Here is a 16,455-nt window from a genome sequence, read left to right on the forward strand (position 1 = left end):
GGCTATTTTAGATCGGACAAGGCGTCTTCCCGTGGCTGCGGCTCAGCGGCGCGCGAGACTTCCATCAGCCAGGCGCGGAAGGCCTGCAGGGTGGGCAGATTGGCCTTCTGCTCGGGGTAGCACAGGTAATACCCCATACGCGCCCGGATCGGGAGCTGGATTGCAACGGCCAGCTTGCCGTCGCGCAGCTCGTCCTCGATCAGGCAGCGAGGGATCAGCGCCACGCCAAAACCCGCTGCGGCGGCCTGCGACAGCAAGGCGTACTGGTCAAAGCGGGCGCCTTCCAGGCTGCGCCGCGTGTCGCACCCGGCCTGCTCGAACCAGTCGCGCCAGCCTTCCAGGGCCGATGTGTGGTGCAGCAGCGGATACGCCAGCAGGTCTTCGGGCGATTGGCACCCGCCCGCAATCAGGCGGGGACTACAGACCGGCAGGATCTCGCGGCCCACAATGTAGTCCGCGCCGCTGCCCGGCCACAGGCCCTCGCCAAAACGCACGGCGGCGTCCAGCTCGGGCGTGGAAAAATCGTAGCCCTGGCGATGCGGCAGAAATTCCACATGGATGTCGGGCCGCAGACGCATGAAGGCCGTCAGGCGCGGGATCAGCCACCGCGCGCCGAACGTCGGCATACAGGTCAAGTTCAGCGTGCCGCCGCGCCCCTGGTGCGCGATCAGTTCGACGGTGGCCGCTTCGATCTGACCCAGACCGGCCTGGATCTTGGCCAGATAGCTGCGGCCCGCTTCGGTCAGAACCAGGCCTTGCCTGATTCGTAGGAATAGTTCGACGCCGACGAACTCTTCCAGATGTTTCACCTGTTTACTCACGGCCCCCTGGGTCACGCACAGCTCCTGCGCGGCGCGCGTGAAACTGCTGTGCCGGGCGGCAACTTCGAACGCCTGAAGATCCGTTAAAGAGGGACAGAAACGCCTCATCTGCAGCCCCCACCGAATGTGGGGCTCCCTTGCCCTGCGGGCATGACGACGGCAAAGGCCGCGCGACGAATGTTACAAAAAAGTAACGCTGGCGGAGGCCTGCCGAAAATAGGTATGAAAAAAAGTCATAGCTTACGGAGAATCTTTCGTTTGCGCAAACATGCCTGCCGGGAAAGAATCGTCGGGTTTGCGTCTGCCTTTGCGCATCCGCCGTTCATTCATTAGTAGGGGAATTCATGCAACGCCGTAATGTAGTCCTGGGCCTGTGTGTCGCCGCCGCGACCCTGGCCACGCCGCTGATCTCGGGTATCGCGCACGCTGAAGATGCGTATCCCAGCAAGCCCATCCGTCTGATCGTTCCCTTCCCGCCCGGCGGCACCACCGACATCGTCGGGCGCCTGTTCGCCGACAAGCTCAGCAAGGAACTCGGCCAGACGGTCGTCGTGGAAAACCGCGGCGGCGCCGGCGGCTCGATCGGCAGCGCGTTCGTCGCCAGCAGCGCGCCGGATGGCTACGTCCTGGGCATCGCCACCGTCAGCACGCACGGCATCAACCCGGCCATCTACCCGAACCTGCCGTTCGATGGCGAGAAGGACTTCACGCCCGTCTCGAACCTGGCCGCCGTGCCGAACATCATGACCATCAACCCGAAGGTCCAGGCCAAGACCATCGCCGAATTCATCACGCTGGCCAAGAGCCAGCCCGGCAAGCTGACGTACGCGTCGGCCGGCAACGGTTCGGTCTCGCACATGATGGGCGAACTGTTCAAGATGGCCTCGGGCACCGACCTGATGCACGTGCCGTACCGCGGCGTGGGCCCGGCGCTGAACGACGCGCTGGCCGGCCAGGTCGACGTCATGTATGACAACCTGCCCTCCACGCTGCCGCACGTTCAGTCCGGCCGCCTGATCGCCATGGCCGTCGCCGCGCCGCAACGCGTTGCCGCGCTGCCCAACGTGCCCACGTTCGCCGAAGCCGGCCTGCCGGCCGTGAACGACGCATCGTGGTTCGGCCTGGTCGCCCCGGCCAAGCTGCCCGCCCCCGTGCTGGCCAAGCTGAACGCCGCCGTCCAGAAGGTCAGCGCCGAAGACGACGTCAAGAGCCGCCTCGCCGCCCTGGGCGCGTCGCCCGCTGCCAACACCTCGGCCGAATTCGGCGCGCAGATCTCGGCTGAAATCGCCAAGAACAAGCGCATCGCCAAAGAAGCCAACGTAAAGATCGACTAAGCGGTCTTCGGTCCTCGCGTGCCCGTGGCGCGCGAGGACCTCCGATTCACGAACGCAGTACCCCCTTATGCGACTTACCCAGCCCCTGTCCTACCGCCTCGACCTCCCGCAGCAATATCCCGATTCGGAAATCTCGGCCCCCCTTGTGCTGGATTCCCCGCACAGCGGCACCGCCTACCCCCCCGATTTCGCCGCCGCAGTGGACTTTGGCGCCTTGCGCACGGCCGAGGACACCTGGGTTGACGATCTCTGGGGCGACGCCATCGAGATGGGCGTGCCGATGATCGCCGCGGCGTTCCCGCGCGCCTACATCGACGCCAACCGCGCCGCCGACGAGATCGACGAAGTGCTGCTGGACGCGGCATGGCCCGACGCGATCAACGCCTCGTCCAAGGTCAAGCTTGGCAAGGGCCTGATCTGGCGCATGCTCGATGACGGCACGCCGCTGTACAACCGCAAGCTCACGGTGGACGAAGTGCGCCACCGCATCGATGCCTGCTGGAAGCCCTATCACGCCGCGCTGGGCCAGGTGCTGGACAACGCGCACCGCAAGTTCGGCAAGGTCTGGCACATCAACTGCCACTCGATGCCCAGCGTCGCCGGCGCGTTCGCCACCGATCGCCCGGGCCTGGTCCATCCCGACTTCGTGCTGGGTGACCGCGACGGCAGCACCAGCGATCCCGCCTTCCGCGAATTCATCGCCGCGTGGCTGCGCGAGCGCGGCTACAACGTCACCGTGAACGATCCCTACAAGGGCGTGGAACTGGTGCGCGCATTCGGCCGCCCGCAAGAAGGCCGCCACAGCCTGCAGATCGAGATCAACCGCAAGCTCTACATGGATGAAGTGTCGCTTCGTCCCACCGACAACTACGGCCGCCTGAAGGCCGATCTGCGCGACCTCACCGCCGCGCTGATCACCTGGACCCGCACGCAGACGGCATAAGGAACGCCGCCATCCGCACGCCGGGTTGCAAGCCCCCCCGCCCCATGGTCGCCATGGGGTTTTTTTTTGCCCGCGCGCAAGCAGCCAAAACGGGGGAGGCGTGAGAGCGCACATTCCGTGTATAACTACGGCGAACCTTCTGAGGAGAGGCGTCGATGCACATCGGGATACCCAAGGAAACCCGAGACGGGGAAACCCGTGTCGCAGCAACACCGGAGACCGTCAAGAAGTACGTCGGCGGCAAGCACACCGTCATCGTTGAGCGCGGGGCAGGCGCCGCCGCCCGCTATCTCGATGATGCCTATGTCGCCGCGGGCGCCACGCTCGGTTCAGCCCAGGATGCCCTGGGCGCCGAACTGGTCATGAAGGTTCGCGCGCCCTCCCCCGAGGAACTGCCCCACATGAAGCCGGGCACTGTGATCGTGGGCATGCTCGATCCCTTCGACGCCGAGGGCCTGGCGCAACTGGCCGCCGCCGGCCTGACCGGCTTCGCGCTGGAAGCCGCGCCGCGCATTACCCGCGCGCAAAGCCTGGACGTGCTGTCGTCGCAGGCCAACCTGGCCGGCTACAAGGCCGTGCTGCTCGCAGCCCACCACTACGGCCGGCTGATCCCCATGATGATGACGGCCGCCGGCACCCTGAAGGCCGCGCGCGCGGTCATCCTGGGCACCGGCGTGGCGGGTCTGCAGGCCATCGCCACCGCCAAGCGGCTGGGCGCGGTGGTCGAGGCCTCCGACGTGCGTCCCGCCGCCCGCGAACAGGTTGAATCGCTGGGCGCCAAGTTCATCGACGTGCCGTTCGAAACCGACGAAGAGCGCGAGATCGCGCAAGGCGCGGGGGGCTACGCGCGATCCATGCCGCCCGCCTGGATGGCGCGCCAGGCGGCGCTGGTGTCCGAACGCTGCAAGCAGGCCGACATCGTCATCACCACCGCGCTGATCCCCGGCCGCCCGGCTCCCACCTTGGTCTCGGCGGAAACGGTGGCGGCCATGAAGCCCGGTTCGGTGCTGGTGGATCTTGCCGTCGAACGCGGCGGCAACTGCCCGCTGTCGGAAAAAGGGCAAATCGTCGAAAAGCACGGCGTGACGATCATCGGGCTGACCAACCTGCCAGGCCTGGTCGCGACCGACGCTTCGGCGCTCTACGCGCGCAACATCCTGGATTTCCTGAAGCTCATCATCAATGCGGACGGCGCGCTGGCAATCCAGCGCGACGATGAAATCGTGGCGGCCTGCCTGGTGTGCGAAGGCGGCAATATGACGCGGAGGACGTGACCATGGAAGCGATCAACCCCACCCTGATGAATCTCATCATCTTCGTGCTGGCCATCTACGTCGGCTACCACGTGGTCTGGAACGTCACGCCCGCGCTGCACACGCCGCTCATGGCCGTCACCAACGCCATTTCCGCCATCATCATCGTCGGCGCGATGCTGGCCGCCGCGCTGACCGAAGGCGGACTGGCGCGCGGCATGGGCGTCTTTGCCGTGGCGCTGGCCGCCGTCAATGTATTCGGCGGCTTTCTCGTGACGCGGCGCATGCTTGAAATGTTCAAGAAGAAGGACCGCAAGCCGAGCAAGGAGGAAGCGAAATGATTTCGCTGAACCTCGTCACCCTGCTCTACCTGGTTGCCTCGGTCTGCTTCATCCAGGCGCTCAAGGGCCTGTCCCATCCCACCACCTCGCGCCTGGGCAATGCCTTCGGCATGGCCGGCATGGCGATCGCCGTGGTGACCACCGCGGCGCTCATCATCGGGCTGGCGCGCAGCGGCACAGCCACGATCGGGCTGGGATGGGTGGTGCTGGGGCTGCTGGTCGGCGGCTCCATCGGCACGCTGATGGCCAAGCGCGTCGAGATGACCAAGATGCCCGAGCTGGTCGCCTTCATGCACAGCATGATCGGCTTGGCGGCGGTCGCGATCGCCGTGGCCGTCGTGGCCGAGCCGCACGCCTTCGGCATTGCGCCGCCCGGCATGGCCATCCCCACCGGCAACCGCTTCGAACTCTTCATCGGCACGTTCGTGGGCGCCATCACGTTCTCGGGCTCCGTCATCGCCTTCGGCAAGCTGTCCGGCAAATACAAGTTCCGGCTGTTCCAGGGCGCACCCGTGGTGTTCCCCGGCCAACACATGCTGAATCTAGCGCTGGCGCTGGCGATGCTGGGCTGCGGTGTCTGGTTCATGCTCACGCAGCAATGGACGCCCTTCATCATCATGACGCTCATCGCCTTCGTACTGGGCGTGCTGATCATCATCCCGATCGGCGGCGCGGACATGCCGGTAGTGGTGTCGATGCTGAACAGCTATTCGGGTTGGGCGGCGGCCGGCATCGGCTTCTCGCTGAACAACCCCATGCTGATCATTGCCGGATCGCTGGTGGGATCTTCGGGCGCCATCCTGTCCTACATCATGTGCAAGGCGATGAACCGGTCGTTCTTCAACGTGATCCTGGGTGGCTTTGGCGGCCAGTCGGGCGGCGGCGCGGCGGCAGGCGACGCGCCGCAACGCAGCGTCAAGTCGGGCAGCCCGGACGACGCGGCGTTCCTGATGACCAACGCCGAAAGCGTGACCATCGTACCTGGCTACGGCCTGGCCGTGGCGCGGGCCCAGCATGCCCTGAAAGAACTGGCCGAAAAGCTGACCGCGCGGGGCGTGACCGTCAAGTACGCGATCCACCCGGTTGCCGGCCGCATGCCGGGCCACATGAACGTGCTGCTGGCCGAGGCCGAAGTGCCTTACGACCAGGTCTTCGAAATGGAAGACATCAACAGCGAGTTCGGCCAGACCGACGTGGTGCTGGTGCTGGGCGCGAACGACGTGGTCAATCCGGCCGCCAAGAACGATCCCAAGTCACCGATTGCCGGCATGCCCATCCTCGAAGCCTACAAGGCGCGCACGGTCATCGTGAACAAGCGCTCCATGGCCTCGGGCTATGCCGGGCTGGACAACGAACTTTTCTACATGGACCGCACGATGATGGTCTTCGGCGACGCCAAGAAGGTGCTCGAAGACATGGTCAAGGCCGTGGAGTAACCGCAACGCCAGGCGCTGCGCGGGCTTGCTAGCCCGGCGCAGCGCGGCGCAACTGCTCGTCGACCACCTCGACCCAATGGCGCACCGGCGTATCGGTGCCGCTTTGCAGATGGCCGATGCACCCGATGTTGGCCGACAGGATCACATCGGGACTGCCCACCGCAATGGCGCCCAGCTTGCGGTCGCGCAGCTCCAGCGCGATGTCCGGATTCAATACCGAATACGCGCCCGCCGACCCGCAGCACAGATGCTTGTCCGCGAACGGCTGCAGCTCGAAGCCCAGGTCAACCAGCAATTGCTCGGACAACGGCCGCAGCCCCTGCCAGTGCTGCAAGGTGCACGGCGGGTGAAACGCCGCCCGCGTGCCCGCCGGCAGGCGCGACCGCAGCAACTCGGCGTGCGGCGCGACGATCTCCGCCACGTCCTTCACCAGCGCCACGAGGTCCGCGGCTTTCTGCGCATACGCCGCATCGTGGCGCAGGTGATGCGCGTATTCCTTGACCATGGCGCCGCAGCCCGACGCATTCATGACGATGGCCTCGACCTTGCCGTCCTGCACCAGCGGCCACCACGCGTCGACGTTGGCGCGCATCTGCGCCACGGCTTCGTCCTGCGCATCCAGGTGGAAACTGACCGCGCCGCAGCAGCCGGCGCCCGGCGCGATGCGCGCGCCGATGCCCACCGCATCCAGCACGCGGATGGTGGCGGCGTCGATGGTGGGCATCATGGCCGGCTGCACGCAGCCCGCCAGCATCAGAACCTGACGCGCATGCCGCGCCACCTGCGGAAGCGGGCCCGCGTCTCGGCGCTCCGGCACCTTGCGCCGGAGCGACTGAGGCAGCACGCCCCGCAGCCGCTGGCCCAGACGCATGGCCGGCGCAAACATCGGCGACAGCATCGCCTTGCGCAGCAACGTGCGGCGGGTCTTGTCCCCCCACGACCGCTCCACACGTTCGTCCACGATCTTGCGGCCGATGTCGACGAGGTGGCCGTACTCGACGCCGGACGGGCAGGTGGTCTCGCAATTGCGGCAGGTCAGGCAGCGGTCCAGATGCTGCTGCGTGGATTGCGTGGGCTCCTTGCCCTCCAGCACCTGCTTGATGAGATAGATGCGCCCGCGCGGGCTGTCCAGTTCGTCGCCCAGGACCTGATACGTGGGACAGGTGGCCGTGCAGAAGCCGCAATGCACGCAGCGGCGCAGAATCGCGTCCGCCTCGTTGCCCAGATCGGTGCCGCTTGCCCAGGATGCCAGATTGGTTTGCATGATGTCCTATAGCTCCAGGACCAGGCGGCCGGGGTTGAAGAGGCCGGCGGGATCGAGCTCCTGCTTCAGCCTGCGGGTGATCGCGCCGACTCCCGGCGCAAGCGGATGAAACACGCCGTCGGCGGGCGGCGGGGTATCGGCGGGCCGGAACAGCGTCGCGTGGCCGCCATGCCCGGCCGCCGTCTCGCGCAGCTCGGCCGCATCGCGGGGGCCGCTCAGCCACCGCTGGCCGCCGCCCCACTCCACCAGCGTCGGCCCCAGTTCCAGGACTGCGGTGGTAGGCGGCAGGGCCATACGCCACAAGGGCCGGTCCGGCGCAAAGAACGCGTGGGTCTGTTCGCGCAACGAGCGCCACCAGTCGTCGGCCGCATCCGGCGCCAGCTCATCGCCGCCAATCAGCGCTCGCGCGCTGGCCAGCGCGGGCGGCGCGCCCGACAATCGCACCATCGTTATTCCCTCAGCGCCATCGCCGTCGCTTGACCAGCTCGACGCCGAGATCGGCAGCGGCTTGCCGCGCCAGAAGGCAAAGTTGGCCAGCGCCTGCGCCTGCGTCGCGGGCAGCGCCAGCGTCATCTCTTGCATCGGCATGGGCACGACCTTCAGCGACACCTCCAGGATGGCGCCGAAGATACCGTGCGAGCCGGCCAGAAGGCGCGACACGTCATAGCCCGCCACGTTCTTCATGACCTCGCCCCCGAAGGACAGAATGCGGCCGTCCGAGTCCAGCAGTTGCGCCCCAAGCACAAAATCCTTCAAGGCGCCCGCGCTCATGCGGCGCGGGCCCGACAGTCCGGCCGCCACGCAGCCGCCCACGGTCGCCGTGGGTGCGAAGTGCGGCGGTTCGAAGGCCAGCATCTGGCCGTTCTCGGCAAGCGCGGCCTCCAGTTCGGCCAGTGGCGTGCCGGCGCGCACCGTCACGACAAGTTCGGACGGGTGGTAGCTCACGATGCCGCGGTAAGGCGTCATATCGAGCAGGCAATGGCCATCCTGCGGCCTCACGGGACGGTAGTTACCGTAGAACCGCTTGCTGCCGCCGCCCATCACGAACAGGGGTTTATGGCCGGCACGGGCCGTCATGACCTGGTCGCACAATTCCGACAGGACAAAATCCATAAGGGATACGTCCTAGAAGCGGGCGAGATCGGGGAAGCGCAGTTCTCCCGCATGGACGTGCATCTTGCCGTATTCGGCGCAGCGTGCCAGCGTGGGGATGACCTTTTCAGGATTCAGCAGGCACGGCGGATCAAAGGCCCGCTTGACTGCCAGGAACGCATCGAGTTCTTCGCGAGAGAATTGCACGCACATTTGATTTATCTTCTCCATTCCCACACCGTGCTCTCCAGTCACGGTTCCTCCCACCTGCACGCACAGCTCAAGAATGGCCGCGCCAAATTTCTCGGCGCGCTCCACCTCGTCCGGCTTATTCGAATCGAACAGGATCAGCGGATGCAGATTGCCGTCGCCGGCATGAAAGACATTGGCGCATCGCAGGCCGAATTCGTCTTCCATCTGTTCAATGGCGCCCAGCACGCGCGCCAGATGGCGGCGCGGAATCGTGCCGTCCATGCAGTAGTAGTCGGGCGACACGCGCCCGGCGGCGGGAAACGCGTTCTTGCGCCCCGCCCAGAATTTCAGCCGTTCCGCTTCGGACGCCGACACCTGGCAGCGCGTGGCGCCGGCTTGCCGGAACACCGCCTCCATGCGCGCGATCTCGTGCGCCACCTCTTCGGGTGTGCCGTCCGATTCGCATAGCAGGATGGCCTGCGCGTCCATGTCGTAGCCCGCGCGGACAAACGGTTCCACCATGTGCGTCGCGCGACGGTCCATCATTTCCAGGCCTGCGGGAATCATGCCCGCCGCGATCACCTGCGTGACCGCATTGCCTGCCGCCTCGACGCTGGAAAAACTGGCCATGACAACCTGCTGGCAGGCCGGCTTGGGAATGAGCTTGACGGTCACTTCGGTGACAACACCCAGCATGCCCTCAGAGCCGACGAACACCGACAACAGGTCCAGTCCGGGCGCGTCAGGCGCGTGCGATCCCAGTTCGACCACATCGCCGTCGATCGTGACCACGCGCACGCGCAGCACGTTGTGCACGGTCAGGCCGTACTTCAGGCAATGCACGCCGCCCGAGTTTTCCGCGACGTTGCCGCCGATGGAGCACGCGATCTGGCTCGACGGATCCGGAGCGTAGTACAACCCGTAAGGCGACACCGCTTCGGAGATCGCAAGATTGCGCACACCCGGTTCGACGATGGCGGTCGTGCTGGCCAGGTCGATATGCTTGATCCGATTGAATTTGGACAGCCCCAGCAACACGCCCTGGCTGTGCGGCATGGCGCCGCCCGACAATCCAGTTCCCGCGCCGCGCGCCACAATGGGCGCATTCAAGCGCTTGCAGATGCGCATGATGGCCTGCACCTGCGCTTCCGTTTCGGGCAAGGCAACGACCGCGGGAATCGAGCGGTAAAGGGATAGGCCATCGCATTCGTAAGGACGAGTGTCCTCTTCGCGATACAGCACACAGTGCGCGGGCAACGCGGCCGACAACGCCTCGATGAGCTGCTGCTGCGTATAAGGCGCCTGCACTTGTGCCAGGCCGGTTTCGACCAGTGAATTCATGAGCGCAACAATAGCGCGAGTGCCCATGTTAATCAGGCCGGGATTTACCCGCACCTGACGCATTTACGGGCATTTGCGGCCAGATCATACGTAACCGGCCGTAAATCGCGCAGCGGCTTGTCGCGTAAAAGCAGCAGGCGCTATCGGTGCGAGGGGGGCTTTTGCGCCCCCCTGCCGATTACCAGGACACGATCTTGCCCGGGTTCAGGATGTTGTTCGGGTCGAACGCGTGCTTCAGACTGCGCATCAGGTCCAGCGCGTCTTCGCCGTGCTCTTCCGCCATGAACTGCATCTTGTGCAGGCCGACGCCGTGCTCGCCCGTGCAGGTGCCGTCGGCTGCGATGGCCCGGCGCACGAGGTTGTGGTTGATGGCTTCCGATTCCTGCCATTCCTGCGCGCTGTCGGCGTCCAGCAGCATCAGCACATGGAAGTTGCCGTCGCCCACGTGGCCGACGATGGTGTACGGGAAGCTTGCGCGGTCCAGTTCCTCGACGGTGTCGCGCACGCAATCGGCCAGCCTCGAGATCGGCACGCAGACGTCGGTGGTGCTGGCGCGGCAGCCGGGACGCAACTGCAGGCCCGCGAAATACGCATTGTGGCGCGCGGTCCAGAGGCGGCTGCGGTCTTCGGGGCGCTCGGCCCATTCGAAGTCCATGCCGCCATGTTCGGCCGTGATCGCCTGCACGGTTTCGGCCTGCTCTTGCACGCCGGCGGGACTGCCGTGAAATTCAAACACAAGCAGCGGGGTTTCGCGCAGGGTCAGCTTGCTGTGCAGGTTGACGGCGCGCACGCTGGCGGCGTCCATGAACTCGACGCGCGCAATCGGCACGCCCATCTGGATGATCTCGATCACGCTCTGCACCGCGGCGTCCAGCGTCGGGAAATTGCAGACGGCGGCGGACACGGCTTCGGGCTGCGGATACAGGCGCACGGTCACTTCGGTGATGATGCCGAGCGTGCCCTCGCTGCCCACGAAAATGCGCGTCAGGTCGTAGCCGGCCGACGACTTGCGGGCGCGGCCCGCAGTGCGGATGATGCGGCCGTCCGCGGTGACGACGGTCAGCGACATGACGTTTTCGCGCATCGTGCCGTAACGCACGGCATTGGTGCCCGAGGCACGGGTGGCCGCCATGCCGCCGAGGCTGGCGTCGGCGCCCGGGTCAATCGGAAAGAACAGGCCGGTGCTGCGGATTTCTTCGTTGAGCTGCTTGCGCAGCACGCCGGCCTGCACTGTGGCGGTCAGGTCTTCGGCGTTGATGGCAAGGACCTTGTTCATCTGCGACAGGTCCAGGCTGATGCCGCCCTGGATTGCAAGAATGTGGCCTTCGAGGGAAGAGCCGGCGCCGTACGGAATCAAGGGAACGCGGTGTTCGTTGCACACCTTGGCGACGAAGGCGACATCTTCCGTCGACTGCGCAAAGACCACGGCGTCAGGCAGCATGGCCGGATAAGGCGATTCGTCGCGGCCATGGTGTTCGCGCACGGCGGCCGATTCCGACAGGCGGTCGCCAAAGTGCGCACGCAGGGCATCCAGACAGGCGGCCGGAACCGCGCGGCGCAACGATTCGGCGTGCAAGGGAGCGTTCATGATCTCGTGATTTCCCGGGTTCGATAATCCGAATATTCTACGCCGCCTCGCGTGCTGCGCCGCACACCGTCCCAGGCTGACGGCGCGCGGCGCGAATCCCCCTCACTTTCCGGAATCTCGTGCCGGAAACACTTGCCCGAATTACTTGCCGGACGTGAGCGCAACGCGGCGGCGTTCGCGCACGGCCTGCGCCAGGCGCTCCAGCACGGCCACCGAGGCATCCCAGTCGATGCAGCCGTCGGTGATGCTCTGGCCGTACACCAGCGGCTGGCCGGGCACCATGTCCTGACGGCCGCCCAACAGGTGGCTTTCCACCATGACGCCGACCAGGCGCGCATCGCCGGCTTCCATCTGGCGCGCCACGTCTTCGACGACGAGCGACTGGTTCTCCGGCTTCTTGCTGCTGTTGGCGTGGCTGGCATCGACCATGATGCGCTGCGCGAGGCCGGCCTTGGACACGTCCTGGCACGCGGCGTCCACGCTGGCCGCATCGTAGTTTGGCGTTTTGCCGCCACGCAGGATCACGTGGCAGTCCTCGTTGCCCGCGGTGGACACGATGGCCGAATGGCCGCCCTTGGTCACCGACAGGAAATGGTGCGGCTGCGACGCCGCCTTGATCGCGTCGACGGCAATCTTCACGTTGCCGTCGGTGCCGTTCTTGAATCCCACCGGACACGACAGGCCCGACGCCAGCTCGCGGTGCACCTGGCTTTCCGTCGTGCGCGCCCCGATCGCCCCCCAGGAGACCAGATCCGCGATGTACTGCGGCGTAATCATGTCCAGGAACTCGCATCCCGCCGGCAGACCCATGCTGTTGATATCCAGCAGCAGTTCGCGGGCCACACGCACGCCCTTGTTGATGTCGAAACTGCCATCCAGGTCCGGATCGTTGATGAGCCCCTTCCAGCCCACGGTCGTGCGCGGCTTCTCGAAATAGACCCGCATCACGATTTCCAGGTCGGCGCTCAGGCGGTCGCGCACGGGCTTCAGACGCTTGGCGTATTCGATGGCGGCGCGCGTGTCGTGGATGGAACACGGGCCGATCACGACGATCATGCGATCGTCCATGCCGTGCAGGATGCGGTGCATGCCTTGCCGCGCGGCGAAGACAGTCTCGGACGCCTCCTTGGTGCAGGCGAACTCGCGCATCACGTGCGAGGGCGGATTCAGTTCCTTGATTTCTCGAATACGAAGGTCATCGGTGTTGTGCGACACGGTACTGCTCCTGGGTTGCCCGCCACGGCGGCATAAAAAAAGCCGCCAGATTCGCTGGCGGCTTTTTTGGGGGGATTCTTTCCAAACTTCAGATTGAGCGCGTCCCTTCCTCCGCCAGCGGCTTCAGAAAACCAAAAAAATAAAAATAAAAGGCGGGGGACGCGAATTTCATGGGGAACGACTCTAGCACAGTTTTTTGAAGGCGTCACGCTGGATTTCTTCCGCGTGCCGCCCCCATTTATCTCGTCAGGCCGTGCCGCCGACCGTCAGGCCTTCCATGCGGACCGTTGGCATGCCGACGCCGACTGGCACGCTCTGGCCGTCCTTGCCGCAGGTGCCCACGCCCGAGTCGAGCTGCAGATCGTTGCCGATCATGGTGACGCGGTTCATGGCGTCGGGGCCGTTGCCGATCAGCGTGGCGCCCTTGACCGGATAAGTGACCTTGCCGTCCTCGATCATGTAGGCCTCGGACGCCGAGAACACGAATTTGCCGTTGGTGATGTCGACCTGGCCGCCGCCGAAGTTGACGGCATAGAGGCCGCGTTTGACCGAGGCCACGATCTCGTCGGCGGGCTTGTCGCCGGCCAGCATGTAAGTGTTGGTCATGCGCGGCATGGGCAGATGCGCGAAGGATTCGCGGCGGCCGTTGCCGGTGGCGGCGGTCTTCATCAGACGGGCGTTCAGCGTGTCCTGCATGTAGCCGCGCAGGATGCCGTCTTCGATCAGGACATTGCGCTGGGTGGCATTGCCTTCGTCGTCGATGTTGAGCGAGCCGCGGCGATCCGGAATCGTGCCGTCGTCGATCACGGTGACGCCCTTGGACGCCACGCGCTCGCCGATGCGGCCGGAGAAGACACTGGATCCCTTGCGGTTGAAGTCGCCTTCCAGGCCATGACCGACCGCTTCGTGCAGCAGGATGCCCGGCCAGCCCGAACCCAGGACAACCGTCATTTCGCCGGCCGGCGCCGGACGCGCCTCAAGGTTGACCATCGCTTCATGCACCGCGCGCTCGACATAACCCTGCAGCATCTCGTCGGTGAAGTACGCCAGGCCCAACCTTCCGCCGCCGCCCGCATGACCCATCTCGCGACGGCCATTGCGTTCGGCAATCACGGTGAGCGACAAGCGCACCAGCGGGCGCACGTCGGCGGCCAGACGGCCATCGCTACCCGCGACCAGCACCACGTCATATTCCGCGCCCAAGCCGGCCATGACCTGGATCACATGGGGATCGCGCGCCCGCGCCATGCGCTCGATGCGCTCGAGCAGCGCGACCTTTTCAGGCGCGCTGAGGCTGGCAACGGGGTCGATGTCCGCATAAAGGCTGCGGCCGATCTCGGCCTCGACGTGGGCCGCGACCTTGACCTTGCCGGCGCCGCGGCGCGCGATGCCGCGCACGGCGTGCGCCGACGACAGCAGCGCCTCGGGCGACAGGGAATCCGAATAGGCGAATGCCGTTTTTTCGCCGCTTACGGCGCGCACACCCACGCCCTGGCTGATGGAGAAACTGCCCGTCTTGACGATCCCTTCTTCAAGGCTCCAGCCTTCGCTGCGCGTGTACTGGAAGTACAGGTCGGCGTAATCGACCTTGTGGGTGAAGATTTCACCCAATGCCCCCGCCATATCCGCTTCGGTCAGACCCCAGGGGTCGAGCAGAAGGGATTTGGCGGTGGCCAGGGAAGCAATGGCGGGATCAATGATTTTCATAGGCTCAGTTCAGGAACGGCACCGGGGCCGCGCACGCGCGTGATGGCGCTCAAGACCGTATCGTACCGCCGACACGGGCCCGGCGTCGCGGCCCACACCAAAAGTCACGGCACGCCGCAGTGGCAAATGGAGCACACCACGCGGGACAAAATGGTCCCGCATTATCTCGCCCATATAGATGGGGGCGGCATACTGCGTATCAAGTTAAGTACCAAGTTAAGCAATTCCGCTCAGGCTGAATTGCTGCCGAGCGATTTCGACCTTGTCGTACGACCTGACAACAAAATGAAATCCGGGGGACGGAACACGGTTGTTCCAGGGGTATATCACTGCAGTGGGGGCACAAAGCCATAATGTATAACGCGTGCGTTTGCGACAAATTCAGCACGCATTTGAGCGCTCGGCTATTGACGACGAACACGCGTGGATAGTTCCCTTCGTCTGGTTGCACGCGGCCGATTCAGCCAGTCGCCACGCCGTTTTTGCGGTTGTCCGACAATTAGCGGTTTCGAGCCAAACCCGTAAGCCAAGCAGGCGCTTGTTTCAGTTTGTCCCAAATTTAAGATATTGCTTCCCATGTTGTGAAAATTGCGGTGACCCGCAAGCGATAAGCCTTCCGGCCCTTTTGATACAAAGTAATTAGTCTGACAATAGCGATCCGCGGACTTAAATTCTGTATTATGCGAGGCACAACAAATAAACATAACTTCGCCGGCGATTAAAGCAGTTCCATAATCAGGAATAAAACCATGGCCCGAGAAACCTACGCAGCTCTGCAAGCAAAGATCGAAAAGGAAATCAACAAGCTCCAAAAGAAGGCGGAAGTCCTCCAGACGAAGCGCCGCAAGCCGGTGATCACGTCCATCATTACGTCGATGCGCGAGTACGACATTACGCCCGAAGAAATCATCGCCGCGTATGGCGCCGGCAAGCCCGCCCGCGCTGCCACGGGTGGCCGCCGCAAGGCCAGCGCCCCCGCCCGAGCAGGCGGCGCCGCCAAGCGCGCAGTGGCGCCCAAGTACCGCCATCCGCAAACCGGCGAAACCTGGAGCGGCCGCGGCAAGGCGCCGCGCTGGCTCGCGGCTGAAGAGGCCGGCGGCGCCACTCGCGAGAGTTTTCTTATCAAGGAATAAAACCTATTCTTCAGTAAGAAATAAAAGCGGCGCACCATCATGGTGCGCCGTTTTGTTTTAGACAGGCGCAGCGGGGCGCCTTTTTTGCTCAACGCGCGGGGAATTGAATCTCGCGTTCAGCGCCATTATTGCCCGGGAAATTGTCGAATATGGCCCGCACCAGATAGGGCATGGTGCGAATCAAATCGTCGCGCTCGCTCAATATGAAGGCGGTCGAGCGGTAAACCTCGGCGCCGCCCTGCTGGGTGTCGCGAATGAAGAGCGACAGAGAATTTCGCTGCACCACCATGGGTACGTCCACCCAGTCAGGCCCCCAGAATCCCGCCCCCATGCCCCAGGGCCCCGGGCCGTAGAAACCGCCATAGCCGCCATAAAAATACGGATCGTACGGACGGCGCACCATCACCTGAGTCTGCGAGCTGCCATAGCGGAACGACACCTCGAAGCGGCCCTTCACACCCTGGCGCGCCTCGACCAGGCCCGTGGCGCCGATACCTGCGCGCACCATATCCTGGAAGGACTGATATTCCAGATTATTGATTTGCGACGGGTCGGCGGGAACAAACTGGTAGGTCTGTCCTTCGACAGCCGCAGGCCATTGCTGAAACGACGTCACGCGTGCCGAAACGGTCGGCGCGGCGCAGCCCGTCAACGTCATCGCCCCGAGCACGGCAAAAATACCGGCCCACCGGCCTAGACTGCTGAACCAAGACGACCTGGACATTTGCGACTCCTCTGTGCGCGACGGCGCCATCATAACGAGCTTTGACATAAGCGCTTGCCAAAAGTTTTCAG

The 16,455-nt window shown here is 64.7% G+C and carries 14 protein-coding genes; 6 read left to right on the top strand and 8 right to left on the bottom strand.

Going from position 1 to position 16,455, the window contains the following annotated elements:
* Positions 1-2: 2 nt before the first annotated feature.
* A complete protein-coding gene (gcvA, locus tag ASD71_RS17155; protein WP_056567278.1) occupies positions 3-929 on the bottom strand; it encodes a transcriptional regulator GcvA in 927 nt (308 codons plus the stop codon).
* Positions 930-1,165: 236 nt separating this feature from the next.
* Here gcvA and ASD71_RS17160 point away from each other — a divergent pair, with 236 nt between their 5' ends.
* From ASD71_RS17160 to ASD71_RS17180, 5 genes are all read left to right on the top strand, one after another.
* On the top strand, positions 1,166-2,155 hold the full coding sequence (locus tag ASD71_RS17160; protein WP_056567280.1) for a tripartite tricarboxylate transporter substrate binding protein: 990 nt from the start codon (positions 1,166-1,168) through the stop codon (positions 2,153-2,155).
* Positions 2,156-2,222: 67 nt separating this feature from the next.
* Positions 2,223-3,098, top strand: a complete 876-nt coding sequence (locus ASD71_RS17165) for an N-formylglutamate amidohydrolase (protein WP_056567283.1) — start codon at positions 2,223-2,225, stop codon at positions 3,096-3,098.
* A gap of 155 nt (positions 3,099-3,253) precedes the next feature.
* Positions 3,254-4,372, top strand: a complete 1,119-nt coding sequence (locus tag ASD71_RS17170) for a Re/Si-specific NAD(P)(+) transhydrogenase subunit alpha (protein WP_056567286.1) — start codon at positions 3,254-3,256, stop codon at positions 4,370-4,372.
* Positions 4,373-4,374: 2 nt separating this feature from the next.
* Complete coding sequence (locus tag ASD71_RS17175; RefSeq protein ID WP_056567287.1) at positions 4,375-4,692, top strand: NAD(P) transhydrogenase subunit alpha; 318 nt, start codon at positions 4,375-4,377, stop codon at positions 4,690-4,692.
* On the top strand, positions 4,689-6,128 hold the full coding sequence (locus tag ASD71_RS17180) for an NAD(P)(+) transhydrogenase (Re/Si-specific) subunit beta (RefSeq protein WP_056567288.1): 1,440 nt from the start codon (positions 4,689-4,691) through the stop codon (positions 6,126-6,128). The genes ASD71_RS17175 and ASD71_RS17180 overlap by 4 nt, the downstream gene beginning before the upstream one ends.
* A 28-nt stretch (positions 6,129-6,156) precedes the next feature.
* On the opposite strand, the gene glcF is transcribed toward ASD71_RS17180, so the two are convergent.
* From glcF to tldD, 6 genes are all read right to left on the bottom strand, one after another.
* A complete protein-coding gene (gene glcF / locus ASD71_RS17185) occupies positions 6,157-7,392 on the bottom strand; it encodes a glycolate oxidase subunit GlcF (protein ID WP_056567289.1) in 1,236 nt (411 codons plus the stop codon).
* A gap of 6 nt (positions 7,393-7,398) precedes the next feature.
* Complete coding sequence (glcE, locus tag ASD71_RS17190) at positions 7,399-8,505, bottom strand: glycolate oxidase subunit GlcE (RefSeq protein WP_056567290.1); 1,107 nt, start codon at positions 8,503-8,505, stop codon at positions 7,399-7,401.
* 12 nt (positions 8,506-8,517) lie between these two features.
* Positions 8,518-10,017, bottom strand: coding sequence for an FAD-linked oxidase C-terminal domain-containing protein (locus ASD71_RS17195; RefSeq protein WP_056567291.1), 1,500 nt, complete (start codon positions 10,015-10,017; stop codon positions 8,518-8,520).
* A gap of 178 nt (positions 10,018-10,195) precedes the next feature.
* A complete protein-coding gene (locus ASD71_RS17200) occupies positions 10,196-11,605 on the bottom strand; it encodes an FAD-binding oxidoreductase (protein WP_056567292.1) in 1,410 nt (469 codons plus the stop codon).
* Positions 11,606-11,746: 141 nt separating this feature from the next.
* Complete coding sequence (gene aroG / locus ASD71_RS17205; RefSeq protein WP_056567293.1) at positions 11,747-12,820, bottom strand: 3-deoxy-7-phosphoheptulonate synthase AroG; 1,074 nt, start codon at positions 12,818-12,820, stop codon at positions 11,747-11,749.
* A gap of 246 nt (positions 12,821-13,066) precedes the next feature.
* Positions 13,067-14,527 (bottom strand): metalloprotease TldD, encoded by a 1,461-nt coding sequence (tldD, locus tag ASD71_RS17210; RefSeq protein ID WP_056567294.1) that lies wholly within the window; start codon positions 14,525-14,527, stop codon positions 13,067-13,069.
* Between the two features lie 749 nt (positions 14,528-15,276).
* Here tldD and ASD71_RS17215 point away from each other — a divergent pair.
* A complete protein-coding gene (locus ASD71_RS17215; protein ID WP_056567295.1) occupies positions 15,277-15,660 on the top strand; it encodes an H-NS family nucleoid-associated regulatory protein in 384 nt (127 codons plus the stop codon).
* An 88-nt stretch (positions 15,661-15,748) separates the two neighbouring features.
* Here the strand turns inward: ASD71_RS17215 and ASD71_RS17220 are convergent, their stop codons facing one another.
* Complete coding sequence (locus ASD71_RS17220) at positions 15,749-16,384, bottom strand: DUF4136 domain-containing protein (protein WP_056567298.1); 636 nt, start codon at positions 16,382-16,384, stop codon at positions 15,749-15,751.
* Between the last annotated feature and the right edge of the window lie 71 nt (positions 16,385-16,455).

It is taken from the genome of Achromobacter sp. Root565 (assembly GCF_001427425.1).
In the GTDB taxonomy this organism is placed as follows: domain Bacteria; phylum Pseudomonadota; class Gammaproteobacteria; order Burkholderiales; family Burkholderiaceae_B; genus Achromobacter; species Achromobacter spanius_D.